This is a genomic window from Aquabacter sp. (genome assembly GCF_965279295.1).
In the GTDB taxonomy this organism is placed as follows: Bacteria; Pseudomonadota; Alphaproteobacteria; order Rhizobiales; family Xanthobacteraceae; genus Aquabacter.
In genome coordinates, this window is the sequence record NZ_CBDIHQ010000018.1 from 346869 (window position 1) to 372034 (window position 25166).

Annotated in this window: 24 protein-coding genes and 2 tRNA genes; 11 read left to right on the forward strand and 15 right to left on the reverse strand. The window is 63.8% G+C overall.

The window, feature by feature from the left end; translation table 11 throughout:
* Nucleotides 1-8: 8 nt before the first annotated feature.
* Nucleotides 9-1415 (reverse strand): MBOAT family O-acyltransferase, encoded by a 1407-nt coding sequence (locus ADADO0_RS19510; RefSeq protein ID WP_511306870.1) that lies wholly within the window; start codon nt 1413-1415, stop codon nt 9-11.
* A gap of 128 nt (nt 1416-1543) precedes the next feature.
* Here ADADO0_RS19510 and xth point away from each other — a divergent pair, with 128 nt between their 5' ends.
* Nucleotides 1544-2332 carry an exodeoxyribonuclease III gene (xth, locus tag ADADO0_RS19515; protein WP_511306871.1) on the forward strand — a complete coding sequence of 263 codons (789 nt, stop codon included), beginning with the start codon at nt 1544-1546 and terminating at the stop codon, nt 2330-2332.
* A gap of 3 nt (nt 2333-2335) precedes the next feature.
* Here xth and ADADO0_RS19520 read toward each other — a convergent pair whose 3' ends face one another.
* A complete protein-coding gene (locus tag ADADO0_RS19520) occupies nt 2336-3346 on the reverse strand; it encodes a BMP family protein (protein WP_511306872.1) in 1011 nt (336 codons plus the stop codon).
* A 124-nt stretch (nt 3347-3470) separates the two neighbouring features.
* The gene (locus ADADO0_RS19525; RefSeq protein ID WP_511306873.1) at nt 3471-4304 is read right to left on the reverse strand and encodes a tetratricopeptide repeat protein; all 834 of its coding nucleotides are present in this window, start codon (nt 4302-4304) and stop codon (nt 3471-3473) included.
* A gap of 456 nt (nt 4305-4760) precedes the next feature.
* Here ADADO0_RS19525 and chrA point away from each other — a divergent pair, with 456 nt between their 5' ends.
* Complete coding sequence (gene chrA / locus ADADO0_RS19530) at nt 4761-5987, forward strand: chromate efflux transporter (RefSeq protein WP_511307228.1); 1227 nt, start codon at nt 4761-4763, stop codon at nt 5985-5987.
* Here the strand turns inward: chrA and ADADO0_RS19535 are convergent, their stop codons facing one another.
* From ADADO0_RS19535 to ADADO0_RS19555, 5 genes are all read right to left on the reverse strand, one after another.
* Complete coding sequence (locus tag ADADO0_RS19535; RefSeq protein WP_511306874.1) at nt 5988-8771, reverse strand: valine--tRNA ligase; 2784 nt, start codon at nt 8769-8771, stop codon at nt 5988-5990.
* Between the two features lie 124 nt (nt 8772-8895).
* Nucleotides 8896-9525, reverse strand: coding sequence for a DUF2497 domain-containing protein (locus ADADO0_RS19540; protein ID WP_511306875.1), 630 nt, complete (start codon nt 9523-9525; stop codon nt 8896-8898).
* A 167-nt stretch (nt 9526-9692) separates the two neighbouring features.
* Nucleotides 9693-11090, reverse strand: a complete 1398-nt coding sequence (locus ADADO0_RS19545; protein ID WP_511306876.1) for a TolC family outer membrane protein — start codon at nt 11088-11090, stop codon at nt 9693-9695.
* A 289-nt stretch (nt 11091-11379) separates the two neighbouring features.
* The gene (locus tag ADADO0_RS19550; protein WP_511306877.1) at nt 11380-12051 is read right to left on the reverse strand and encodes a protein-L-isoaspartate O-methyltransferase family protein; all 672 of its coding nucleotides are present in this window, start codon (nt 12049-12051) and stop codon (nt 11380-11382) included.
* 141 nt (nt 12052-12192) lie between these two features.
* Nucleotides 12193-12756, reverse strand: coding sequence for a hypothetical protein (locus ADADO0_RS19555; RefSeq protein ID WP_511306878.1), 564 nt, complete (start codon nt 12754-12756; stop codon nt 12193-12195).
* A 251-nt stretch (nt 12757-13007) separates the two neighbouring features.
* Here ADADO0_RS19555 and ADADO0_RS19560 point away from each other — a divergent pair.
* From ADADO0_RS19560 to ADADO0_RS19575, 4 genes are all read left to right on the forward strand, one after another.
* Nucleotides 13008-13081, forward strand: a tRNA-Cys gene (locus ADADO0_RS19560).
* Nucleotides 13082-13200: 119 nt separating this feature from the next.
* Nucleotides 13201-15159 carry an ABC transporter ATP-binding protein gene (locus ADADO0_RS19565; protein ID WP_511306879.1) on the forward strand — a complete coding sequence of 653 codons (1959 nt, stop codon included), beginning with the start codon at nt 13201-13203 and terminating at the stop codon, nt 15157-15159.
* 86 nt (nt 15160-15245) lie between these two features.
* Nucleotides 15246-15320: transfer RNA gene (locus tag ADADO0_RS19570), tRNA-Asn, on the forward strand.
* Between the two features lie 332 nt (nt 15321-15652).
* Nucleotides 15653-16504 carry an SHOCT domain-containing protein gene (locus ADADO0_RS19575; protein ID WP_511306880.1) on the forward strand — a complete coding sequence of 284 codons (852 nt, stop codon included), beginning with the start codon at nt 15653-15655 and terminating at the stop codon, nt 16502-16504.
* A gap of 192 nt (nt 16505-16696) precedes the next feature.
* Here ADADO0_RS19575 and ADADO0_RS19580 read toward each other — a convergent pair whose 3' ends face one another.
* From ADADO0_RS19580 to ADADO0_RS19590, 3 genes are all read right to left on the reverse strand, one after another.
* Nucleotides 16697-16927 (reverse strand): hypothetical protein, encoded by a 231-nt coding sequence (locus ADADO0_RS19580; RefSeq protein WP_511306881.1) that lies wholly within the window; start codon nt 16925-16927, stop codon nt 16697-16699.
* A gap of 73 nt (nt 16928-17000) precedes the next feature.
* A complete protein-coding gene (locus ADADO0_RS19585; protein ID WP_511306882.1) occupies nt 17001-17324 on the reverse strand; it encodes a porin in 324 nt (107 codons plus the stop codon).
* Nucleotides 17325-17522: 198 nt separating this feature from the next.
* Nucleotides 17523-17693, reverse strand: coding sequence for a DUF3309 domain-containing protein (locus ADADO0_RS19590; protein WP_511306883.1), 171 nt, complete (start codon nt 17691-17693; stop codon nt 17523-17525).
* A gap of 818 nt (nt 17694-18511) precedes the next feature.
* Here ADADO0_RS19590 and ADADO0_RS19595 point away from each other — a divergent pair.
* Nucleotides 18512-18649, forward strand: a complete 138-nt coding sequence (locus ADADO0_RS19595; protein WP_511306884.1) for a hypothetical protein — start codon at nt 18512-18514, stop codon at nt 18647-18649.
* A gap of 212 nt (nt 18650-18861) precedes the next feature.
* On the opposite strand, the gene ADADO0_RS19600 is transcribed toward ADADO0_RS19595, so the two are convergent.
* Complete coding sequence (locus ADADO0_RS19600) at nt 18862-19788, reverse strand: glutaminase (protein ID WP_511306885.1); 927 nt, start codon at nt 19786-19788, stop codon at nt 18862-18864.
* Between the two features lie 111 nt (nt 19789-19899).
* On the opposite strand from ADADO0_RS19600, the gene ADADO0_RS19605 reads away from it, so the two are divergent.
* The 3 genes from ADADO0_RS19605 (at nt 19900) to sseA (ending at nt 23309) form a co-directional block, all read left to right on the forward strand.
* A complete protein-coding gene (locus tag ADADO0_RS19605; RefSeq protein ID WP_511306886.1) occupies nt 19900-21354 on the forward strand; it encodes a cryptochrome/photolyase family protein in 1455 nt (484 codons plus the stop codon).
* A 66-nt stretch (nt 21355-21420) separates the two neighbouring features.
* Nucleotides 21421-22452, forward strand: coding sequence for a cysteine synthase A (locus tag ADADO0_RS19610; protein WP_511306887.1), 1032 nt, complete (start codon nt 21421-21423; stop codon nt 22450-22452).
* Nucleotides 22453-22475: 23 nt separating this feature from the next.
* Nucleotides 22476-23309 (forward strand): 3-mercaptopyruvate sulfurtransferase, encoded by an 834-nt coding sequence (gene sseA / locus ADADO0_RS19615; protein WP_511306888.1) that lies wholly within the window; start codon nt 22476-22478, stop codon nt 23307-23309.
* Between the two features lie 14 nt (nt 23310-23323).
* On the opposite strand, the gene ADADO0_RS19620 is transcribed toward sseA, so the two are convergent.
* The 3 genes from ADADO0_RS19620 to ADADO0_RS19630 are packed head-to-tail and all read right to left on the reverse strand — an operon-like array spanning nt 23324 to nt 24680.
* On the reverse strand, nt 23324-23827 hold the full coding sequence (locus ADADO0_RS19620; protein WP_511306889.1) for a DUF1489 family protein: 504 nt from the start codon (nt 23825-23827) through the stop codon (nt 23324-23326).
* Nucleotides 23824-24507 (reverse strand): glutathione S-transferase family protein, encoded by a 684-nt coding sequence (locus ADADO0_RS19625; RefSeq protein WP_511306890.1) that lies wholly within the window; start codon nt 24505-24507, stop codon nt 23824-23826. The genes ADADO0_RS19620 and ADADO0_RS19625 overlap by 4 nt, the downstream gene beginning before the upstream one ends.
* A 44-nt stretch (nt 24508-24551) precedes the next feature.
* Nucleotides 24552-24680, reverse strand: a complete 129-nt coding sequence (locus tag ADADO0_RS19630) for a hypothetical protein (protein WP_511306891.1) — start codon at nt 24678-24680, stop codon at nt 24552-24554.
* Between the two features lie 198 nt (nt 24681-24878).
* Between ADADO0_RS19630 and ADADO0_RS19635 the strand changes: the two genes are divergently transcribed.
* Nucleotides 24879-25166 (forward strand): DUF3253 domain-containing protein, encoded by a 288-nt coding sequence (locus tag ADADO0_RS19635; RefSeq protein ID WP_511306892.1) that lies wholly within the window; start codon nt 24879-24881, stop codon nt 25164-25166.

The following is a 25166-nucleotide window of genomic DNA, read 5'->3' on the forward strand; positions in this document are numbered from 1 at the left end:
TGGCATTGTCAGAACCTGTAATAGAGGAACGGAGACCCCGTTCCGCCCCCGACGGAAATGACCGATAGGACCATCAGCGCCGCGATCATCAGATAGTCGCCGGAAACCACCAGCGGGCGCAGCGCAGGCGAGAAGCGGATACGCGGCCACTTCCAGAACCCGATCAATCCACCCACGACCAGGGCGACGATGGACAGCGGCTGGAGGCCGAAGCCCAGCGCGACGGAGAAGCCGCCGACACCGTTGAGCCCCACCATGCCCTGGAACATCGCCAGCGCGCCATCGAAGGTTTCCGCCCTAAACCAAACCCAGCCCAGCAGAACCACCAGCACGGTATAGACGTGGGCGAACCCGGAGGGCAGACGCTTCAGAACGCGCCCCAGGCCGGCCCTCTCGATCACCAGGAACAGGCCGTGGTGCGCGCCCCAGATGATGAAATTCCAGCTCGCCCCGTGCCATAGGCCGCATAGCAGGAACACCGACCACAGGTTCGCATAGGTGCGCGCCTCGCCGAGGCGGTTTCCACCCAGAGGAATGTAGACATAGTCCCGCAGCCAGGAGGACAGGCTCATGTGCCACCGGCGCCAGAATTCCGTGATGCTGAGCGAGGCGTAGGGAATGCGGAAGTTGCGCGGCAGGGTGAAGCCCACCATCACGCCGAGCCCGACCGCCATGGCCGAATAGCCGCCGAAATCATAATAGATCTGGATGGCGTAGCCATAAACGCCGAGCCAGGATTCGATGAGCGTCGGCGCTGAGGTTCCATCGAATATGATGTCCACCAGCCGGGCCACCTCGTCGGCGATCAGGACCTTCCAGGCGAGGCCGATGGCGAAGATGCGCGCACCCGCCGAAAACCGCCCCCAGGTGGTGCGCCGATCCCCCAATTGCCGCGCCACCGAGGAATACCGCACGATGGGGCCAGCCACGAGCTGGGGGAACATGGTCATGTAGAGCGTGAACTCGACCACGCTCTTATTCGCGCGCACCTTACCTTTGTAGATATCGGCGATATAGGAAATCGCGTGAAAGGTATAAAATGAAATACCGAGCGGAAGTGAGATTTTCGGAACCGGTATCTGAACGCCAAACGGCGCGAGCATTTCGTCCATATTCCAAAGGATGAACCCGGTATATTTAAAGACTGCGAGCAGAGCGACGTTGAATATAATTCCGTAGACAAGGATACGCTTGCGCGCCGCGCCCTGGCGCAGGTCTATCGCCTTCGCGATCTGGAAGTTGACGCCAATGGAGAACAGCAGAAGAAATAGATGCGGGGTGTAGCCGACCGAATAAAATATCAGAGAGAATATGACAAATATGATGTTCCTGGCCGCTATGGTCTTTGAAACAAAATACAAAGCCAGAAACAGCGGCAGAAAGTAAAACAGGAACTGGATAGACGCGAAGGTCATGCTACGCCGGCTTCCGCTTGATGCGACGGTTTCGCAATGCCATCCTTTGTCGCCGTGGGCAAGCTTCCCGTAAGGGACGCTCGCGTGCCCATGTATTGATACCTCCGCCCGGCTTGGACCCTTTGAACATGCGCATCGCCACCTGGAACGTGAATTCAATCCGCCAGCGGCTCGACCATGCCGTTGCATGGCTCAAGGAGGCGCAGCCGGATGTGGTGTGCCTGCAGGAGCTGAAGTGCCAGGACGAAGCGTTCCCTCGCGAGGCCTTCGAGAGCCTCGGCTACAATGTGGCGGTCCACGGCCAGAAGGGGTTCAACGGCGTCGCCCTGCTGTCCAAGCTCCCACTTGAGGACGTGACGACCGGCCTGCCCGGCGATGACACCGATGTGCAGTCGCGCTTCATCGAGGCAGTCGTCTCCGCCAAGGGGATGGCGGTGCGCATCTGCTGCCTCTATCTGCCCAACGGAAATCCGGTCAATACCGAGAAATATCCCTACAAGCTCGGCTTCATGGCCCGGCTTCGCGCGCTGGCGGCCGCCCGCCTCGAGCTAGAGGAAGCCTTTGTCCTCGCCGGGGATTTCAATGTCATCCCGACAGTGGCCGATGCCGCCGACCCTTCGGCCTGGGTGCATGACGCGCTGTTTCTGCCGCCGACCCGAGAAGCCTTCCGCGATCTCATCAACCTTGGCCTGACGGACGCGGTGCGCGCCACCTCGGACGCCGACGGGCTCTATAGCTTCTGGGACTATCAGGCGGGCGCCTGGCAGCGCGACATGGGCATCCGCATCGACCATCTCCTGCTGTCCCCGCAAGCGGCGGACAAGCTCGTGGCGGCCGGCATCGACAAGCATGTGCGCGGCTGGGAAAAGCCCTCCGACCATGTGCCGGTGTGGGTGGACCTCGCCATTGCGGCGTGAGCCTCAGAAAGTGAATTCCGGGCCCGAATAATCCGTCGGAACCTTGATGGCGCCAGAAGCGATATCCGCGGAATAGCGTACGATTGCCGCCCGCACGTCCGCCGGCACCTCCGGTGCCATGGCGAGGCGCACCGCATCGCCTGAGGACACGCCGAGCTTCACATGCCGCCCCGGCACCAGGCGCCCTGTGACGGCATCGGTCACCGCATCCTTCATGGCAACCGAGACATCGGCAATCGCGCTGGCGATGAAGACATCGGGCGCGACCGGATACCAGTCCCGCACATTGCCGATCTGGTAGATGTGCTTCTCGCGGCAGGCCGCGATCGCGCCCGGACGTCCGGCGTTGAGCATGGTGAAGATGATGTCTGCGCCCGCATCGGCCTGGGCGGCGGTCACCTTGAAGGCGAGCGCGGCATCGTCCTGCTCGCCGCAGAAGGTGGTTAGAAGCTTCACGTCGGGCTTGGCGTATTTCACCCCAGCGGCGTAGCCGGCACGGCCCTTCAGGCCCGGCGGCACGCGAATGCCGGAGATGTGGCCCACTGTGCCCGTCTTGGTCATGAGAGCCGCAGCAGCACCCGCGAGCCAGGCTGATTCTTCCTGAAGCACCTCGTAGCTGGTGAGATTGGCGCCTTCGACACCGCCCTGGATGACGAGAAACTGGATGGCGGGATTGTCCGCCGCCACGATCTTGGCGGCTTCGTTGCACTGCCCTCCATGGGCCGCGACGATGGTGGCGCCGCCTTCGACAAGCTTTCGCAAACCCGCGACGAGATCATCCTTTTGGGGACGCACGCCATCAACCACGGTGCTTTCGACACGCAAGGCGCTCGTGGCGGCCTCGAACCCGGAATATCCCGCCTGCATGAAGCCGCCGTCATCCCGGCGCCCTGGAAGGAGCAGCCCGACCTTGGCTTCTGCGGGATAAGCGGATGGAAGAAAGCCCGGCAAAAGCATCGCCCCGGCAAAGGATGCCCCCCAAAGGGTAATCTGGCGGCGGGTCGGGTCGGCCATTGGTATGTCTTCCAGAACGAGGCGGGAAGGCGCGCGCGAGCAGCTTCCACAGCATCATTATGGACGACATATTGCGATGCACAATAACTTAAAGCATTGAAAACGCCGCAGGCGCTAACCGAGATTACCGCTGCGAGGTCTTCAGCCACTGCTCCAGGTTCTGGAGCGCGGCGGCGCGTTCGTCCGGGGTCGCGGCGGTGAAGGCGTCCTCGTAGAGGTCCACCACCCATTTATCGCCGGGGCCGGCGGCGGAATCGCGCGCGAGGGTCAGCCACATAAGGCCGCGCGCCGGCTGGCGGCTGATCCCGTCATCGCCACGAAACAGCATATGCCCGAGCAGCGCCTGCGCCTCGTACTGTCCCTTCTGGGACGACAGGAACAGCCACCGCGCGGCCTGGCGGGGATCACGCTGCAGGCCATTGCCGTCGAGATAGAGCTTGCCGAGACGAAACTGCGCGTCCGGATCGCCGAAATAGGACGCGGCGTAGGAATACATATCCCGTGCGCGGGTCGGATCACGCCGGACGTTGGAATTGGGAATGCCGGCGAGATAATAGCCGCCGAGCGCCACGAACGCGCTCGCCACGAAGCGGGCCTGCGCGGTGCCGGGATAGTCCTCGGCATGGGTGTTGGCGACGCGGGTGAAATATTCAAACGCCTTCATATCGTCGCGTTTGACGCCGTCACCATCCGCATACATGCGGCCAAGCTTCCACTGCGCGGCGGGATGGCCCTGGTCTGCGGCGTAGCGTAGGGCATCGACGCCCTTCGCGGTCTGGCCGGAGCGGAGCGCCTGCGTCCCCGAACGGAAGGCTTCGTCGACCGGACGCATAGGCGGCGCCAGGGGCACGTTCGCCGGCGGGGTCAGCGGTGAACCCAGGTTCTCGTCCTGCTGCTCGGCCGTGCCGTCGAAGGCTACGGCGGGAAGACAGACCGAAAAGATCAGAACCGGCGACACCGCTGCGGCCAGGAACAGACCACGCAGGGATGGTCCGAATCCCCGTCTCGACCGTCCCGCGGCGGGAAGGGCCGAGCCGGCTTCAAGGCCAGACAGATAAGAGCGCGACGTAACCTGCATGATCGACTGACGATGCCATCCCCTGCGGGCGAGATCGCGGCCACCGCAAGGCCGAGCCAAGGTTTCTCCTTGACGCCTTTCCAGTGTCCTAAACCCACCTTTGGTCCTGCCCCCACCCATCGACAATCACCCCTGCGGCGGCGGGGAAAACATCCCCGGATACGCGACCGCCGCATCTACCCTTTCCGTCTCGTGCCGTTTTGTGGCGGGATCGCGGCGCAAGCAGCCCGCCGGGCCTCGCTTTCATTGAAAGAAAACCAGTGTTGCCCGGCTGACACAGCAACATGCGGCCAGCGTCCAACGCACGGTCTGGTTGACTGCTTGACCGGGCGCCTTATGCGGGCAACATGGACCGAGCGGAGACGGGGGGCCTCATTGCCAAGGCAGGATCATGGTGGGCGCAGCACCGAGATTGCCGAAGTCTTCCGCACCTTCCTGAAGCTCGGACTTATTTCATTCGGCGGCCCTGCGGCGCATATCGGATATTTCCGTGAGGCCTTCGTGGTGCGTCGGCGCTGGATCGGCGAGTCGGAATATGCCGACCTTGTCGCCCTGTGCCAGTTCCTTCCCGGCCCCGCCTCGAGCCAACTTGGCTTCGCCATCGGCATCATGCGGGGACGCGGATTGGCGGGTGGGATCGCGGCCTGGGTCGGCTTTACCTTGCCCTCGGCGCTATTCCTCGCGGCGTGTGGGCTCGGCGTCTCGTACCAAGCCGGCTTTTCCTGGGACAAGCTGCTTCATGGGCTGAATCTGGTGGCGGTGGCGGTGGTCGCGCAGGCCGTGTGGGGGATGGCGCGGACGGTGGCGCCGTTTCCGCAGCGGATCGCCATTTCCTTCCTGGCCTTCGCCTTGTGTCTGCTCTGGATGGGACCGGCCGGACAGGTTCTCGCCATCACTCTGGGCGCGGTAGCGGGCCTTCTCATAAAGCGCCCTGAGATACATCCTCCCGCCGCCTCGGCTTCCGTTCCGATTGGACGCCGCGCCGGGCTTATCGCGCTCGGCAGTGCTATTGCTCTGCTGGTTCTGCTGCCGCTGTTCGCGAACAGCAATCAGGCTCTGGCACTGTTTTCAGCCTTCTACCGTTCGGGCGCGCTGGTGTTCGGAGGCGGCCATGTGGTGCTGCCACTCCTCGAATCGTCGGTGGTGGCGCCAGGTTGGGTCAACGGTGGGGATTTCCTGGCCGGCTATGGACTGGCCCAGGCCGTACCCGGCCCGCTTTTCACGTTCGCCGCCTATCTCGGCGCGGTCGCGGCCGGACCGGTTGGAGCGATGCTCGCGCTTGTCGCGATATTCCTTCCGGGCCTGCTGATGGTGTTTGGTGTTTTGCCTTTCTGGGGCACGGTGCGCGCATTCCCCCCGGCGCAGGCGGCAATGGGCGGAGCCAACGCCGCGGTGGTCGGCATACTCGCGGCGGCGCTCTACACGCCCGTCTGGACCAGCGCGATCATCCGTCCCGTCGACCTCGTGCTCGCCGTGGGCGGCTTCCTCCTCCTTACGGTGTGGAGAATGCCGCCCTGGAGCATCGTTGCCCTGTTGGGGGTTACGGGCGCGTATTTCGCCTGATTAGCTTCCGGAAAGCTGCTGGATCGCGGTGCGCACCTTGTCCTTGCGGGCAAGATATTCGGTGCGCTTTTCCCGTTCGGCCTCGACCACGTCTTCCGGTGCGCGGGCGATGAAGCTCTCGTTGGAGAGCTTGCCGTCGATGCGGGAGACTTCCTGGTCGAGCTTGCCCTCTTCCTTGCGCAACCGCACCAGTTCCGCCGCGAGATCGACGACGCCGGAGAGCGGCAGGGCCGCAGTCTCGCCGCGCACCACCATCTGCACCGATTCCGCCGGCGCGGTCTGAGAGAACGAAACCGCGGAAAGGCGAGCGAGGCGGCGTAGTGCGTCGTCCCACGCGAGGGCACGGGCGTGGGTTTCGGGCGCCGTCTCCACCAGAACCAGTGGCACCTGGGCGCCGGCCGGCACATTCATCTCGGCGCGCACCGAGCGGATCTCGGTGATGAGATCCACCACCCAGCCCACTTCCGCCTCGGCATCGGGCGCTTCCAGGCCGGCCAGGTCCGGCCAGCTGGAAAGCACCAGAAGCCCATCGCGAGCGGGGCCGACTTCGCCGGTACGTGCCCACAATTCCTCGGTCAGGAACGGCATAAAGGGGTGCAGCAGTTTCAGAGACACATCGAGCACGAAGGCGGTGGCGGCGCGCACTTCGTCCTTCGCCGGCCCATCGGCACCGGACAGTACCGGCTTTGCCAATTCGAGATGCCAGTCGCAGAACACGTTCCAGAGGAAGCGGTACACCGCGCCCGCCGCGTCGTTGAAGCGGTAAGCCTCAATGGCCGCCGTCACCTCAAACGAGGCACGGGCGGCTTCGCCGATGATCCAGCGCGCGAGCGTGCCATCGGCCCTGGCGGGATCGAAACCCTCGACCCGCACGCAGCCGTTCATTTGGGCGAAGCGAACCGCGTTCCAGAGCTTGGTGGCGAAGTTCCGGTAGCCTTCGACCCGTGAGGTCGCAAGCTTGATGTCGCGGCCCTGCGCCGCCATGGCCGCCAGGGTGAACCGCAGCGCGTCAGCGCCATACTGGTCGACCAGGTCGAGCGGGTTGATGACGTTGCCCTTCGACTTCGACATCTTGGCGCCCTTCTCGTCACGGACGAGGGCGTGGATGTAGACATCCCTAAACGGCACGTCGGGCATGAAATGCATGCCGAACATCATCATCCGGGCCACCCAGAAGAAGATGATGTCGAACCCCGTCACCAGAACCGATGTGGGGTAGAATTTCGCCAGTTCCGGCGTCTCGTCCGGCCAGCCCATGGTGGAAAACGGCCAAAGGGCGGACGAGAACCATGTGTCCAGCACGTCCTCGTCTCGGATCAGGAACGTGGCGCGCTTGTCCGCGTCATCGATCAGGGCCTGCGCCTCTTCACCCGAGAGCGTCTCGTTCGCGACATTGTGGGCGATGGCGTTCTCGAAAGCCTCGTCCTCGTCCAGTGCCACGAACACGTTGCCGAATGGGTCGTACCAGGCCGGAATCTGATGCCCCCACCAAAGCTGACGCGAGACGCACCAGGGCTGAATATTCTCCAGCCACTCGAAATAGGTCTTTTCCCAATTCTTCGGCACGAAACTCGTCCGCCCCTCGCGCACGGCAGCGAGCGCAGGCTGCGCCAGGGTCTTGGCGTCCACGTACCATTGGTCGGTCAGCCAGGGCTCGATCACCACGCCCGAGCGGTCGCCGTGCGGCACCATGTGGGTGTGCGGTTCGATCGTCTCCAACAGCTCGAGATTGGTCAGCAGTTCGACGATGTGCTTGCGCGCGGCGAACCGGTCCATGCCCTTGAGGTGGCTGAGAACGCCGCCAAAATCAGGGTCGTCCACATAGGCGTCGCGCCGGTCGGCGTAGTCGTCGCGGATGCCGGTGGGATCGATCCGCGCCTCGGCGTCGAGCACGTTGATCATCGGCAGATGGTGGCGCCGACCAACCTCGAAATCGTTGAAATCGTGCGCGGGCGTGATCTTCACCGCTCCGGAGCCCTTCTCAGGGTCGGAATATTCATCCGCGACGATGGGAATGCGCCGGCCGAGCAGCGGCAAGATCACATGCTTGCCAACGAGGTCGGTGTACCGCTCGTCCTCGGGATGCACCGCAACGGCGGTGTCGCCCAGCATGGTTTCGGGGCGGGTTGTGGCCACCACGATGAAGCGGCCCGGCTCGCCCTCCACGGGATAGCGCAGGTGCCAGAGATTGCCCTTCACCTCTGTCGGCTGCACTTCGAGGTCTGAGATGGCGGTGAGCAGCTTGGGGTCCCAGTTGACCAGCCGCTTGTCCTTGTAGATCAGCCCGTCGCGATGAAGCTGGACGAACACCTTCAGCACAGCGCGGGACAGGCCCTCGTCCATGGTGAAGCGTTCGCGCGACCAGTCGCAGGATGCGCCCAGGCGCTTCAACTGCTCGACGATGATGCCGCCCGATTCTTCCTTCCACGCCCAAACGCGCTCGATGAACGCGTCGCGGCCCATGTCGCGTCGTCCCGGCTCCTTGCGCTCCATGAGTTGGCGTTCCACCACCATCTGGGTGGCGATGCCCGCGTGGTCCATGCCCGGCTGCCAGAGCACGTCCTTACCGCGCATGCGTTCGAAACGCGCCAGTACATCCTGCAACGTGTTGTTGAGCGCATGGCCCATGTGCAGCGAGCCGGTGACGTTCGGCGGCGGGATAACGATGGAGAATCCGGGCGCATCCTTGCGCTCGGGCCGCCCGCAGCGGAACGCTCCCGCCTGTTCCCAGGCGGCCGAGATGTGCGCCTCGACGGCCGCGGGTTCAAAAATCTTGTCCAGCATGTGCAAAAGCTCCGCCGAGGGCCCTGCCCTCTCAGAGATGAGAAAACCTGAGCGCGTTAAAGCCGCACGGCGGCCCCGTCGTCAACGGGCCGCCGTGTTCCTGGTTTCAAAGGTGGAATGCAGGTCAGCGCGAGGTGCGCGAAATACGCTCGATTTCCTGGCGCACCTGACGCTCGACGATCCGGGGAAGATTGTCGTCGAGCCACGTCTTGAGCATGGGCCGCAAAATCTCCTTCACGAGATCCTCGATGGTCCGCTCACGCGCGGGCAGCACCGCATCTCCAAGGGATTCGAACGCGGCGATCACCGCAGCGTCCACGTCAGGCGAAAGAAGGTCCTTGCGTCGCGCCGGTTCGGCTGGCGCGCGGCTCGTGGGCTCCGGCGGCCGCACGGACACCGGACGCGGCGCGGTCGGCTCGCGCACAGGTTCCGGTCGGCGGGCCGTTGCCGGCTGGCTGGAAGCAGCGCCCTGGTAGGGATAATCCGCCATGTCCTCGCCCTTCATCAGTTCCGTCGCGGGCTCGGCCGCAAAGGAATGCTCGCGCACAGTGGAATCGCCGGAAAGAGACGCGTCGGAAAACAAAGGATCAGACAGGGATGGGCCGCCAGGACTCTGCCCGACAGGAGGCGCCGCCATCCGTGCCTGCGGCATCGGCGGACGACGCGATACCGGTTCCGGCGCCCGCTCGGGGCGACGCGGCATCGGATCATCGTCAGCGATGATGCGACGGATCGAGGCGAGAATCTCGTCCATGGATGGCTCGTTTGACTTGGCGTTCGCGGACATCTCTCGACCTCGGCCGAAGACGTCCTTCAATCCGCGCGGCAAGCTACGATTGATAAGGGACGCCAGAATCGCACCTGTGACTCAAAGTATGGCATTGCACCGGCGGGCCGCGAAGCCCGCCGTGACGGAACCCACTATTTTCCGTCGGGCGTGCGAACCCCGGCCCAGCTGTCACGGACCTGCAGGTAATGCACCTTGGGGTCATAGACCGGTACTTTGAGGCCGAGCGACACGGCATCGAGCCGGCCGACGGTGGAGACGACCGAATACGCAGCCACAACACGGTCTCGCTGGGCAATCACAAGAGCCGACTTCGAGTTGGTGAGGTCGGTCTGTGCGTTCAGCACGTCTGTGGTGGTGCGCTGGCCGACGCGCCACTCTTCACGGACACCTTCAAGGGCGAGGGTGTTGGCCGCCACCTGCGACTGGGCCGCTTCGATCTGCGCCTTGGCAGCTTCGAGAGCGCCCCAATACTGCACGGCCTGGGTACGGACCTGATCGCGGTTCACATCCACTTCGATGCGCGCCTGGGACAGGTATTCCTTGGCCTGACGGATCGCGGAATATTCCGCACCGCCCTGATAGATCGGCACCGTGAGGTTCAGCATCACGCTTGCGGCGGCGGCGTTATCGATGGAGTCGCTCTGGTCGTAGGACTTGGACAACTGGCCCTGAACCGCGAGGTTCGGACCCAGATTGCTCTCCGCCATCCGCACCTGGAAGTTCGCGGCATCCACCGCGTATTGCGACGCGAGAATGGCGGGATGGCTTCCCAGACCCGACTTGATGACCAGATCGAGCGTACCGGGAATCCGGCGCTCGGCGGTGGTTCCCGGCGGCGTCAGCTTGCCCGGCTCCATGCCGATGACCTGCCGATAAACCGCGCGGTAAGACGACAGATTGGCGATGGCCTGGGCCACCTGATACTGCGCCGAAGCGACCCGCGCCTCGGCCTGCGCCACGTCGGTACGCGTCACCTCTCCCACGTTGAAGCGGTCGCGGGTGGCACGCAGTTCCTGCTGGAGGGCTGCGAGATTCTGCTGTTGCAGTTCGAGCAATGCGATGCCCTGGATCACGTCCATATAGGCTGTGACGCCATTCAGCAGAACGGTCTGCTCGGTGTTGCGCAGCGTTTCCCGGGAGCCCTTCACCTGAGATTCCGCATTGCGGGTGGTGTTGGCCGTGAGAAAGCTATTGAAGATCGTCTGCGTGGCCGTGAGGTTGAATGCGCGCGGAAGGATCGTGCCGTCGGTGCTAACACCGCCGGACGAGGCGCGCTGATACTGACCACCCACGCTGGCGCCCGCTGAGATGTTCGGACGGTAGCCAGACAGAGCCTGAGAGACGTTCTCGTCCACCGCCCGCGTTCCTGCACGCTGGGAGTTCAAGGTGGGATTATTGATATAAGCAGCCGCAAGTGCAGCATCGATCGTCTGCGCTGAAACGCCCGAAGGCGTCACCGCGGCAGCCGATGCGAAGGCAATCGAAGCCAAAACGCAAAAGCGTCGGCGAACCCGCGCCGAAAGGGACATGTACCTCTCCCCGACCCACGCAACCCAAAATAACACGCTGATCCGCCCAGCTCAGCATGCGTAAACTGAACATAGCCACATGGACCACTCTAGGGAACCAACAGACACGTCCCCTTAACGCTTTTCTGCCTGACCGCGGCAGATGCGCCACAGGTGAACGCAGCAAGAAGACTCAAGCACTTACGCGCGAATCAGGCCGGATCGCATCGATCCGCCATGAGAAAATACGGTTAACCTCAAGCTCCAGAACGGCTTTCCGATCCCGCGCCAAGACGGACGGCCAGACGGCTTAGAAGGTAAACCGCTGAGGGGCCTCAAAACCCGGCAGCGCGGGAACGGCGGCGTTGAACACCACCCGCTCGCTGACCACCGTTCCGGTCTTGGTGAACAGGGCCGCACGCCCTGCCCCACCCTGGCCGACCACCGCGACCAGGCGGCCGCCATCCCTCAGTTGGGCGAGCAGCGCGGGCGGCACCAGCTCAACGGAGCCATTGACGAAAATGACATCGTAGGGCGCCTCGGGTGCCCAACCGGCCGTGAGCGAGCCCTGAAAGATCGCCGCGTTCGATATGCCAAGATCGACCAGCGTGGCGGTGGCCGACGCGACCAGATCTGCATCGTCGTCGACCGATACCACTTGGCCGCTGAGCCGCCCCAGGATCGCCGCGGAATAGCCGGTACCGGTGCCCACATCGAGCACCAGTTCGTCAGGCTGAACATCCGCGAGTTGGACCAGCTTGGCCAGGAACATCGGCTCCAGGAGATACCGCGCAGGCGCGCCGCCCGACGCGGGGCGGATGACCAGATCGTCGTCGATATAGGCCAGAGATCGCAGGTGCTGCGGCACGAACCGCTCGCGCGGGATGTCCAGCATCGCTTCGACGATCCGAAGGTCGGTCACGTCATTGGCACGTACCTGGCTATCCACCATTCCGCGACGCAACTCGGTGAAATCGATCATCGCAGACCCTCCGGACGTTCCTGCAAACCGTACCTTTTCGTGATGAGCCACAGCCGCAATTCATTTGCAAGCCGGTGATTTGTCCCCGGCAAGGCCGGGAGCCTTGGGATGCAGGCGCAGCCCAGGCCCCGGGCCGATGCGTCACTTGCTGCCGGCGTCGCCGATGCCGACCACGGTGATCTGGCGGAAGATCACATGATCGCCGGTGCCGAGCTTCTTGAACCCATCCTGGTCGCCGGGAACCTTGATGTCCAACGTGTTTCCGGCGGGACCCTGAAGCGTCACGGTTCGGGTATCAGCGGCGATGGCGGTGATGGTGGCGGCGATTTCGCGGCGGTCGGTGACGATCATGCCCGGCTTAGCGCCGGCGGGCACCGTGTCGAGGGTCTTCACGTCGACCGGAAGCGGGGTGCCGTCATTGGCATGCACGACCGTGATCTGGGTTGCCTGCTCCATGGCGGCCTTGAAGGTGTCGCCCACCTTAACCTGGTCGAAGTTCTGCATCTCAGGCCCGGCGGTGATCACCAGCCAGTTCCCCTTAGGGCCCACCAGCGTGATGGTGCGGGCCTTGGCGTCGACGGCGGAAACCTTCGCGCTGATCTCTTCCTTCACCACGAAGCCAACCGCGAGGATGGGCTCCGCCGCGACCGCAAGGGTCGGCAGGCACGCCACGATACCGGCGGCAATCAGTCTGCGCATGTTCATCTGGTGTCTCCTCGGAGGTCGCTTCGAATCGGCGACGTGTTGGCGTAGCCGCCGCCTGTTACGTGCTCAAGTCGTTCCATCTGCCAATGTTTGGCCTATATGCCGCCCCGAAGGACGCCCGGCGCAGCCGCGTTGCGCCTGCAGGCAAGCCGCTTCCAGGCCGCCCACGCGCCGGATTCCGAAAGCAGTTGAACAACATAGCGCCCTCTCTTGCGCAAACCCTTGTCCTGCTTTAACAACCGCCCGCATGAGGCCACGTGGCGGAGTGGTTACGCAGCGGACTGCAAATCCGTGCACCCCGGTTCGATTCCGGGCGTGGCCTCCAGCGCGGCGGGCACACGAGCCGATTTTTTCAGCACCGCCCCGCTTCCGAACACCGTTTCGTGCAGCCGCCGATAGACGCGGCACCGGGCGGGTGTTCAAAGGCTCGAACCGGAGATCCAGATGAGCTTTGCCCCGCTTGAGCGCGTGCGCGCAGCCTTTCTCAAAGACGAGAATTTGCGGGTTGTTTACCGCCTGTTCGTGCAGGACGGGTCGAAGCACTGGAAGGGGTATGCCACCGCATTCTTCTTCATGGGCCTGATGGCCGGTGCCACCGGCGGCATGGCGTACCTGATGAAGGACGCGGTCGATTCGATCTTCGTCAGTCCCACCACTCAAGCGATCTGGACCGTGGCCATCGCCATGATGGTGCTGTCCATGACCAAGGGCTTCTCGGCCTTTGCGCAGACGGTGACCATGGCGCGGGTCGGCAATCGCATCGTCGCAGATAACCAGAAGCGAATCTTCGACAAGCTGCTCGGCAAGGACGTGCGCTATTACGCGGCGAACCACACCGCCGAAATCACCATGCGCTTTTCCATGGGCGCGGGCTCCGCCCGCGACGCGCTGAACCTCGTCATCACATCCATGGGCCGCGACGTGCTCTCGCTCATTGCCCTCGGCACAGTGGCGATCGTGCAGGACCCTTTCCTAGCCCTGATCTCGGTGGTGGTGATGCCAGCCGCCGTGATCGGCACGCGCAAGCTCATTAAGAAGGCCAAGGCCATCTTCAAGCGCGAATTCGGCAGCGTCGTGCAGCTGAATTCCATCGCCATGGAATTCATCCAGGGCGTGCGCACCGTGAAGGCCTACACGCTTGAGCCCTACATCCGGGATCGGGTGAATGGCTATGTCGACGATGTGGAGCGCGCGGCCAACAATCTCGCCAGGACCCAGGCGAAATCGAGCCCGCTTATGGAGACCCTCGGCGGCTTTGCGATCGCAGGCGTCATCCTGTACGCGGGATACAATGTGGTGGTCCTCCACCGCACGCCCGGCGAATTCTTCTCGGTGCTGACGGCGCTCCTGCTGGCCTACGAGCCCGCCAAGCGGCTCGCCCGCTTTCATGTGGAGCTGGCCGGCATGATGGTGGGCGCGAACATGCTGTTCGACCTGCTGGACGGCGACGCACCCGAGCTTGAGCAGGAAAAGCTCCCTGCCCTGCCGGTGGACCGCGCGCGAATCCATTTCGACGATGTCGTATTCGGCTATCGTGCCGGCGAGGCGGTGTTGCGTGGCCTCAATTTCATTGCGGAGCCGGGCCAGACCACCGCGCTGGTCGGCGCGTCCGGCGGCGGCAAGACCACGATCATCAACCTGATCGAACGTTTCTATACCCCTCAGGGCGGCGCCATCCGCATCGACGGCAACGATGTGGCAAACTATTCGCTACCCTCGGTGCGCGGCGCCATGGCCCTGGTGAGCCAGGATGTGTTCCTGTTCTCCGGCACCGTGCGCGAGAACATCGCCTTCGGCCGCCCCGGCGCCAGCGAAGACGAGATCATCGCCGCAGCCAAGGCCGCCCACGCTCATGCCTTCATCATGTCGTTCGAGCACGGCTACGACGCGCAGGTGGGCGAGCACGGCGTGCAGCTTTCCGGCGGCCAGAGACAGCGTCTCGCCATCAGCCGGGCATTCCTGAAGAACGCGCCGATCCTGCTGCTGGATGAGGCCACAGCCGCACTGGACAGCGAGTCGGAAGCCGAAGTGCAGAAGGCCCTGCTCGATCTGCAAAGCCGCCGCACCACCATCGTCATCGCCCATCGCCTCCAGACGGTGGTGCGCGCGGACAAGATCTGCGTCGTCGACGGCGGCAAGGTGGTCGAAGTGGGCCGGCACGAGGAGCTGATGGCCCGCCGCGGCCGCTACCACGCCTTCTACCAGATGCAGTTTGCTCACGAGGCAGAGCCGGGAGTTGAAGGGTCGGCGAAGCCGGAGACGGGTGAGTTGGCGAAGCCGGAGATGGATGGATTGGCAGAAGCCATCGATTCGGCGCAGCCCGAGACGGGAGCGCCCGTGCCGGGTTCTGACGATCGCACGGCACCGGAAACCGTGGTTTCTCCGAGCCTTCTGCGCGCTTAATGGGGATGGCGTCAGATTTATCGCCGTTTCGGCTTCACAAGCCGGCACCCGGTTGCTATATGGCGCCCCTCGCTTCGAGCACCTGTTCCCCGGTAGCTCAGTGGTAGAGCAACCGGCTGTTAACCGGTTGGTCGCTGGTTCGAATCCGGCCCGGGGAGCCACTGCTTGTGGCTAAGGTGTGTTAGCCCGCGAGACTTCAGATCGTCATGCCTTGGCTTGTCCGGGTTCAGTTTCCGCGATCGGTGGACTTGAACACGCGGCGCCACGTTGCGCGCTTTTCCTCATTCGGTCGTGGGCGCGCATAGCTGCCCTGCTGGCAAATAAAGAGCGGATGATCCGAAACAGAGGTATCATCCTCACGGCTGACATCAGGGAAATGAAAACTCGATGACAGCTCTGCTCCCCTGAATGCCAGGATGCGGATCGTGAGGTTCAGGATCGTCTCACCACACGCGGTGCGTCCCGACCTCGTTTGAAAGTGTTGGATACCTCTATGCAAGCACTGACCGATGATGGGCGGCGGATGGTCGAAGCCGCCGCCAGCCGACACGGCTTCAGCACCGACGCCGTGACTTCCCTGCTGATGTCTATCGCCGCTGGCGGTGGCCGGCAGGCGCAATTCAACCATTGGGAATTCGGCGGCATGGGACAATGGTCCCAGGGCGGAATGATCATGATCGGCGATATGTTCAACAATGGGTTGAAATATCGCGTCGATGGGCTGTGCAACGACCTCTCTGCGGCGTTGCAGAACTCGTCTCCGTTCATGCCACCGCCGATGTCCTCGCAAAGCCAGAGCCAGTCTGGCGGCTCAAGTGGCTCAAGCTTCTTCGTCTCCGGCTCATTCGGAAACCGCTGGCCGGCGGAACTGGGCGCGCCGTCCTCGACGGGCTCTCAGAACAATCTGCACTATGCCGTGTTCCCCAGCACGCGCCGTTTGGCGATCGACCAGGGCGGGCACATCACGGTCTATGATATCGGGGATCACTGGATCAGCGGTTTCTCGCAACAGCAGGGCGGCGACCAGTCCATCACATTCACCAGTCAGTATGGCCTGGTGCGCGTGGCCGACCTGCCTCAGGTGCAGCTTGGCGGACAGGATCGCGGCCCCTCGTTTGCGGCAGCGCCTTATGTCGAGCCAACGCCGGCATGGACACCGCCGCCGCCCCCTCCGCCCCCTTCGCAGAATGCCCCGTTCGCAAACCAGTCCTCGGGCGCCGCTTCGGGCGGTTCCGACGACGAGATTTTCTCGCGGATCGAGCGGCTCGCCGATCTGCGCCAGAAGGGCATCATCTCGGCCGAAGAGTTCGACGCCAAAAAGGCCGAGCTCCTGTCTCGCCTCTAGAGCGTTTGGCGCGAACGATACCCGTTCGCGCCAAAACCCAATTTGGAGAAAGCCATGCGGGGCGCGCTGAGCGCTCCGCATTTCAGCGGCGCTGAAGACCACGCCGACTGGTAGTTTAGGCTGAGGCGCTGATCCCCGCCCGTTAGCTTCGTGAGTTCGTTTTCCGCACGGCTTGAGTTCCGCCGGTGAGCGTCACGACGGCACGTCTGCCACTTTCTTAGAGACCTTCTCCTCCGGCACCTTGGCAATCAGCGTGGAGCGGCCGTAGCCGCGCGAGACCTGCCGCCGGAGGCGATGGACTTCGTCATCTAACAGTCTGTAGGCGACCAGCAGGGCCGCCACCGTGGCGCGCGCGTCGCCATCGCAGACACCGATCGCTTCGTCTACGTCGCGATCCAACTGATCGTCCTGTGCCTCTGCCATGACCGCCTCCACCTGTGAGGCGAGCTATAATGCATGAGAACAAAAGAAGAACAAGAGTGGCTGTGGACGACCGTCAGCGCGCCTGTTTCCATGGATCGGACGGTGCCGCCGAACTGCTGGAGACATCGCCTGTCGCGCCCTGATTGGGTGCGTTGGTCAGGGACTCGCTCCGGCCGGCATCGACCCGGATGCGGGAGGTGGTGCGGACGCAGGTCGTTGTCCCTGGCACCTGGAAGAAGCCCTCCCCCTGCTGCGCGCAAGCATTGACCGGCGCCGGCTTGGGATCTCCCGCTGACGCGCTGGCAGGGCCGACCAAGAGCCCTGCGACCAGCATGACAGCGGACAGGATTTTCCGGGCGTGTGAATGGGATGGGGCCGTGTCAAACGATAAGGCCATGTGTCGCCTCCTAAGCGGCCGCACCACCGGCAGATGCCCAGGATGGCGCAGATAGGATTTGGCGAAAAGCCCCGTTTCATCGGCGGAACCGGAAGGTGCTTGCGTGGCCCGATGCTGTCGTCAGCGAAACGGACAGTCGCTGGTGGCGATGCGATCGCCACCAGCGACTTTGAACGCAACTTACAGTGTTAGTTGGCCTCAGAGAATGGGGCCGTGCCCGAGGCCGCCGGTGAGGAGCAGCACAATCAGGATAATCACGAGAATTCCGCCGATGCCGAAGCCATGGTTGCGATAACGACCGCCACCGAAGAACATGCCGCCGCCGCCGAAAAGCAGGATAAGGACGATCAGGACCAATAGAATGCTCATAACTTTATCTCCCAGCATGAAGCTCTAGCCGAGGGATAAATGCCGCCAGATGCGGATTGGTTCCTGTGACCGGGTACCACTTCCATTCAAAATCTGAATGTGTGCCTTCCGCGCCAACTCAATCGCGCGACCGCCGACCAGGCAACCCAGGTTTACCAATGTACAGATGCGATGGGTCCAAATAACGTCGTTTCAGCGCATTGGCTCTTGTCGCTTATCGACTTGACGTTGGGGCCGAAATCGCATGGAAAATATTATAATGTGAGGCATTCTCAATGAAGTCTCCGTCGATCATGCCGATGTTGATTGATCTGACGTGCCGAGGGTAGCCAGCAGTGCCCCCATTTAAGCCGCTCACTCCCTTTTCCACGGTCGGCGCGGAACCGAACCGTAGCTGGTCAGGTTCCCTCAACCGGTACTGATGGGGTGAAAACGTGAATTTGGAGATTGCAGTGATCGGCGGCGTGTTCTCGGCGTTTGCACTGGGCTATGCGGCGATGGTTTGGGAAGCCTTCGTCGGTCCGTCCGACTTATGACATCCGGTGGGACGATACCGGCACAAGGGCGTCGTTTTTCTGGTCGACGCATTCATCGCTGTCGCCACCGGGACATGTCTCTTCGGCGTCGCTTGGATTGCATTTAAAGCGATGGGTGGTTGAGTTCAAACCACAGCCATCATTTCGCCGAAAAAGCCTCTTAGAAAATGCCCGTCGACTAAGATCGGCCCGGCGCGAGATTCGCGCCAAAACTTCCCACAGACTTAATCGCCGGCAAGACCGGCAGGGTGGCGACAGCCGTGTGCTGCGCCTCGGAGACTCATGAAAACCGTTTTGACCACCACTCGACAGACTTTGCCGAGCACCACGCCTATTTATTCTAACCCCGATTGGAAGCCGCAGCCCTCCAGCCTCACCCGCGAGGAGATCCGCCGGATCGTTATCGAGCAGTTGGGCTGACCTTTGCCATCGACATTTCCGCCGCGGCTGTCATAAGCGCGTCTCATTCATTGAACGAAGTCCAATTGATGCACCGCGCGATGCCCTTTCTTTCCGACGCCTTTACAGCTGTGATTTTTGGCGGGCTGCTTTTCTGCGCCGGAATGGCGTGCATTCGCATGATGGGACAGTAGCAGCGGCCCTTTTCCCGCCCTGCGCATGGGACGGCTGCCCTATCCGAACACGGACCAGTGCATGCCCTTCGCGAGATGTTCAAGCGCCAGGGAGCCGAGCACCGAATTGCCGTGGGGATCAAGGCCGGGGGACCACACCGCGATCGACGCCTTCCCCGGCGCCACCGCCATGATGCCGCCACCCACGCCGCTTTTGCCCGGCAGGCCGACACGGAACGCGAAGTCGCCGGAGCCGTCGTAATGGCCGCAGGTCAGCATCAGCGCGCTGATGCGGCGTGCCCGCTCCGAGGAGATCACCGATACACCACGTCCGGGAAGCTTGCCTGAGAAGGCGAGATAGCGCCCCGCCATGGCGAGTTGGCGGCAGGTCATGGTGATCGAGCAATGGTGAAAATAAACCCCGAGGGCGTGGTCCACCGGGTTTTCCATCATGTTGAACGCGCGCATGTAATTGGCCAGCGCCGTGTTGAGGAAGCCGGTCTGCTTTTCGGACCGCGCCACATGCTCGTCGATGGCGACGCTCTCGTCCTCCGCCAGGAAGCGACAGAAGCGCAAAATCTCGCCCAGGACCTCGCGCGGCTGGTGTCCGGCCAAGAGCACGTCGGTTACGGCTATGGCGCCGGCATTGATGAAGGGGTTGCGCGGCTTACCCTTCTCGTATTCGAGTTGGACGATCGAGTTGAACGGATGCCCTGAGGGCTCCCGGCCGACGCGGTTCCAGAGATGGTCGCCCACCTTGCCCAGTGCGAGCGTGAGCGTGAACACCTTTGAGATGCTCTGTATGGAAAATGGAACTTCGGCATCGCCCGCCAGCACCATCTGGCCGTCGGCGGTGAACACGGCGATCCCGAATTGGTCGATAGGCACTTTTGCCAGTTCGGGTATGTAGCTTGCGACCTTGCCACGCTCGGTGCGGGACATCATCCGTTCCGCAATGTCCTGAACCACAGTCTCAATATTGGGCACGCCCGCTTCCCCACATCCACGTCCCTATCCGCTTCAGAGTACACCGACTTCGTGGCACCGCACCAACACGCTTGCTGTCGTGGCGCCGCATTCCGCAGGGAACATGAAGCCATGCCGATATCCCCCGCCTCCCCCGCCCTCGTCTGGTTCCGAGACGACCTCCGCTTGCTGGACAATCCGGCGTTGCGCGCCGCTGCGGAAGGCGGGCGCCCTGTGGTGGCGCTCTACGTGCTGGACGAGGAGTCCCCCGGCACACGGGTGCTGGGGGGCGCGGCCCGCTGGTGGCTTGCGCAATCCCTCAAGGCGCTGGCGAGGGAGCTTGAACACCACGGCATCCCGCTGATTCTGCGCAGAGGCCCGGCCGAGCGCATCGTTCCCGAGGTCGCCAAGGCGCTGGAAAGCGACCTCGTGGCGTTCAACAGCCGCAGCGGCGGCGGCGAGCAGCGGGCGGACGAGGCCGTGGCCGCCGCCCTCGCGCGCCAGGGCTGCACGCCACGCCGCTTCAACGGCCATCTCCTGCACAAGCCGGGGACGGTGCGCACGGCCGGCGGCGGACTGCCGCGCACCTTCACGGCGTTTCACCGCGCCGCGCTGAAAGCCGACGCGCCGCGCCGGCCACAGGCCAAGCCGGCAAAGCTCGTCGGCGCGAAGACCACGCTGGCGAGCGATGCGCCAGGTGACTGGGGCCTCGAACCCTCCAAGCCTGATTGGGCCGGCGGCATGCGAGACGCCTGGACCTGCGGTGAGGATGCCGCCCACGCACGGCTGACGGACTTTATCGACGGCGGGCTTGCCGGGTACGCCGACAAGCGGGATTTGCCGGCGCGGGATCATGTCTCTCGCTTGTCACCGCATCTGCGCTGGGGCGAACTGTCGCCCAATCAGGCGCTCTACGCCATCCGGCATGCGGCCGAGGCCGGCGAGGTACTGCACGGCGATGCGGAAAAGTTCGAGGCGGAGCTTTACTGGCGCGAGTTCAACCAACACGTTCTGATGGCAGAGCCGGATCTGGCGCGCCGCAATCTTCAATCCGCGTTCGATGCGTTTCCGTGGCGCGAATGTCCCGGCGAACTCAAGGCCTGGCAGAAGGGCTGCACCGGCTATCCCCTTGTCGATGCCGGCATGCGGCAATTGTGGCAGACCGGCTGGATGCATAACCGGGTGCGCCTCGTCGTCGGCTCCTTCCTCGCCAAGCACCTGCTGATCGACTGGCGCGAGGGCGAGGCCTGGTTTTGGGACACGCTGGTGGATGCGGACCCCGCGAGCAATCCCGGCAACTGGCAGTGGGTGGCGGGAACCGGCGTGGATGCGGCGCCCTATTTCCGCATCTTCAACCCCATCCTCCAGGGCGAGAAGTTCGATCCCGCCGGCGAATACATCCGAACCTTCGTGCCGGAACTCGCCAATCTCCCCGCAGCTTACATTCATCAGCCCTGGCGCGCCGACCGCGAAACGCTCGCCAACGCCAGGGTTAAGCTGGGCGCCACCTACCCCCAGCCGGTAATCGCTCATGATGCGGCGCGGGCACGGGCGCTCCAGGCGTTCGCACACATCCGAGGAAAATAGCCGGTATCGGTTGCCGGGAAGGAAGCCTCTCGGCTAGTTTCGCGCCACTTCGTTCAGGGTTGCCCAATGACCATTCGTAACGGCCTCGTTGAATCCATCGGCCACACGCCGCTGATCCGCCTCAAGCGTGCATCGGCGGAAACCGGCTGTACGATTCTCGGCAAGGCGGAATTTCTCAATCCCGGCCAGTCTGTGAAGGACCGCGCGGCTCTCGGCATTATCCGCGACGCCATGGCGAGGGGCACGCTGGAGCCGGGCGGCGTGATCGTCGAGGGCACGGCGGGAAATACCGGCATCGGCCTTGCGCTGGTGGCCGCGCCTTTCGGCTTCAAGACGGTGATCGTCATTCCCGACACCCAGTCGCAGGAAAAGAAGGACATGCTGCGGCTGGCCGGCGCGACGCTGGTGGAAGTGCCGGCGGTCCCCTATTCCAACCCCAACAATTACGTGAAGGTCTCCGGCCGCCTCGCCGAGGCCCTGGCGAAGACCGAGCCGCACGGCGCCATCTGGGCCAACCAATTTGACAATGTGGCGAACCGGCAGGCGCATATCGACACCACCGGCCCGGAAATCTGGGAACAGACCGGCGGCAAGCTGGACGGCTTTGTCTGCTCGGTGGGCACCGGCGGCACGTTCGCCGGCGTCGGCATGGCGCTGAAGGAGCGCAGCAAGGACGTGCAGATCGGCCTCGCCGATCCCATGGGTGCGGCGCTCTATTCCTACTACACCACCGGCGAACTGAAGTCGGAGGGGTCCTCGATCACCGAAGGCATCGGCCAGGGGCGGATCACCGCGAACCTGGAGGGGGCGCCGGTGGACGCTGCATTCCAGATCCCCGACGCGGAAGCCATCCCCATCGTGTTTGACCTGCTGGAGCACGAGGGCCTGTGCCTTGGCGGCTCGTCCGGCATCAATGTCGCCGGTGCCATCCGCCTCGCACGGCAGATGGGGCCGGGCCACACCATCGCGACCATCCTGTGCGATTTCGGCACGCGCTATCAGTCCAAGCTGTTCAACCCGGCATTCCTGCGCTCCAAGAGCCTGCCGGTGCCGGAATGGCTGGAGCGCAAGGTCGAAGTCCCGAACGTGCTCGTCTGATTTGCTCCCCTGAGGCTTTCCCAATGTCCGTGTTCGTCACCACCGAATGGCTCGCCGAGAACCTCCAGGCGCCCGATCTCGTCATCGTGGATGCCACCTGGTTCCTTCCGCCCACCGACCGCGAGGGCAAGGCGGAATATCTTGAGCGCCATATCCCCGGCGCGGTGTTCTTCGACCTCGAAGGCATTTCGGACAAGACCAGCGACCTGCCCCACATGCTGCCCCAGCCCCGCGAATTCGCGGTGGCGGTCGGCGCGTTGGGCATCGGCGATGGCTTGCGCATCGTGGTCTATGACGCGCACGGCCTGTTCTCGGCGCCGCGCGTGTGGTGGACGTTCCGCGCTTTCGGCGCGCATGACGTGAAGATCCTCGAAGGCGGCCTGCCCAAGTGGCTAGCCGAGGACCGGCCGGTGGAATCCGGCCCGTCCCGGCGCCCGCCTGCGGTGTTCACCGGCCGCGCCGACCGCTCCATCGTTGCCGACATGGCGCATATCGAGAAGGCCATCGGCTCCAGCACGCAGATTCTCGACGCGCGCGCGGCCGCCCGTTTCAAGGGTGAAGTTCCCGAGCCTCGGCCGAACCTCAAGTCGGGCCACATCCCCGGCAGCCTCAATCTGCCCTCTTCCAAGCTTGTGAAGGACGGCGTTCTTGTCGGCCCGGACGTGGTGCAGCAGGAATTGGACGCGGCTGGGCTCGATCTCTCAAAGCCGGTGATCACCACCTGCGGATCGGGCGTTTCGGCGGCCATCCTCTGGATCGCACTGGAAAGCGTCGGCAAGCGGCCGCAGGCGCTCTATGACGGCTCGTGGAGTGAATGGGGCTCGCGCGATATGCCGGTTGCCATCGGGCCGGAATAAACCGGCTCCTCAGCTCAGAGCAGCCCGAGGCCGCGCAGTTCGCGCTGAAGGGCTTCGGGCAACTCATCGTTTGCGCCCTGCGCCGATGCATCGGCCGGGGCATCCGCCGCCGTGAGATAGCGCCAGCCCTGGAACGGCCGTGACGGCCGGGCGACAACGCGGATCACCTCCGGGTCCAGCACCAGCCGGCATCGGCCGATGCCCGCGCCGTCGACGAATGGCTCGATTGCGAGCAGGCTCTGCCGGCACAGAATTTCGCCCTTGATGACCCAATAGAGCGCCCCGCCCGCCAGAAGTTCTTCCGCGCGGGTCGGCGCCATGCGCGTCACATGGGCGTGCTGGGCCGGAAGACCCCGTGCGGTCTTTTCGGCAAGACGCTCCGCGACCCACGACGTCAGATCCTCGATGGATTCCGCGCCGACGCACAGCTTGAGGAGATGGAGCCCACCGGGGGCGGCCGGCCTCGCACGGCTGGCGGTGGCAGGCTTGAGTGCGGAAGGCTTGCTGGCGGCGGTCATGCCACAGGTTCGCGCTTCACCACGGGCCAGTCCACCTCATCCGAGGCCTCTACCCAGGTTTCCTTCAACCCCGCCGTCTTCCAGGCGACAAAATCCGGTTGGGCGTGGATCGCCTCCACATAAGCGGCGCACACCGGGTCCAGGGGAACGGCATAGGTGCGAAAGCGTGTCGCAACCGGCGCATACATGGCATCTGCCGCCGAGAATCGGCCGAACAGGAAGTCGCCCCCGGCACCGAACCGCTTGCGCGCGTCCTGCCAGATGGTGGTGATGCGGGCGATATCCTTGGCCACCGCATCGTCATACGCGCGCGGCTCCACCGGGCGCCACAAGTTCATGGGCAGGTGGCGGCGCAGATAATGAAACCCGGAATGCATCTCCGCGGAGATGGCACGCGCCATCATGCGCGCAGCCCGGTCCCCCGGCCAGACGGCCCGGTCGGGATAGCGTTCCGCCACATGCTCGATGATGGCGAGGGAATCCCACACCGGCTCACCGTCATGCACCAGAAGCGGCACGCGCCCGGCTGAGCCGAACACGGCGATGGCCTGATGGAATTCCTCGGTTCCCAGCGGAATGAGCCGCTCGTCGAACGCCACGTCGGCAGCCTTAAGCGCCAGCCATGCCCGCAGCGACCACGAGGAATAGTTCTTGTTGCCGATGAACAGCGTCAGCCCCATCGCCCCCCTCCTTTTGGAATGGCGGAACGGCTGCGCTGACGCGATCAACGCGCCGCGACCACCGCCGCAGCTTCAAACCCACCGAAGAGATAGACCAGGACAATGGCGCCGAGAAAGACGCTCAAGCTAACACGCGCGATGCCCCAACAGGACCGCTCGGTCTGAACTGCCATGATGACAATGGACCTTGGAAAAGATGTTGCGCCCCCAGGCCGCGCTGTTTCGACTGCGACCGGGCAGCGGTGATTAAGAAATCCTTAAGCAACACGCAACAGAAATCTTGCCGCACCGCACACTGGCCTCTTGCGCACCCCCCTGTCACGCGAACGACACGCCCTTGCCCCGCCCGCGCCGGAATGCGAGGAGGAGGCATGACGACCTCACACGAACCGGCAGCGCAGCCGGAAGAAGACAGCGAAGCGGCCCGTACCATTCTCGCGCTTGCACGGGATGTCGGCCCGGCCAAGACCATCAGCCCAATGGACGCCGCGCTGGCGGTGGGGGCGGCCGACGACTGGCAGCGCGCGCTGCCGGAGGTGCGCCGCGCCGCGATCCGCCTCGCCCTGGAGGGGCGCCTGGTGATCTATAGGAAGGGTAAGCCGGTGGACCCGCTGGAGTTTCGCGGTGTCTACCGCCTGGGGCTTCCGCGCGACGAGTGA